The organism is Pseudoruegeria sp. SK021 (assembly GCF_002119405.1).
In the GTDB taxonomy this organism is placed as follows: domain Bacteria; phylum Pseudomonadota; class Alphaproteobacteria; order Rhodobacterales; family Rhodobacteraceae; genus Meridianimarinicoccus.
This window is the reverse complement of sequence record NZ_MTBG01000186.1, coordinates 1-244: the sequence shown is the minus strand read 5'-3', so window position 1 is coordinate 244 and position 244 is coordinate 1. Positions and strand designations below refer to the sequence as shown.

1 pseudogene and 1 other annotated feature are annotated in these 244 nt (G+C 57.0%); the pseudogene reads left to right on the top strand.

Annotated elements, in window-relative coordinates:
- Window positions 1-244, top strand: a pseudogene (locus BV911_RS19075) (IS3 family transposase); the annotation flags it as partial.
- Window positions 48-164: a sequence feature (AL1L pseudoknot), on the top strand. Its footprint overlaps the pseudogene before it by 117 nt.

Sequence of the window (244 nt, the reverse complement as noted above, 5' to 3'; positions counted from 1 at the left end):
GAGAACCGCGAGCTGAAGCAGGCCAATGAGATCCTTCGCAAGGCGTCAGCTTATTTTGCCCAGGCGGAGCTCGACCGCCCATTCAAACGATGATCCGGTTCATAGAGGATCATCGCGGGGACCATGGGGTCGAGCCAATTTGCAGGGTTCTGCCGATTGCCCCAGCGACGTTCTATGACCACTTGGCCAAGCGTGCTGATCCATCGCGGATGTCATGCCGTGCGCAGCGTGATATTGAACTCAA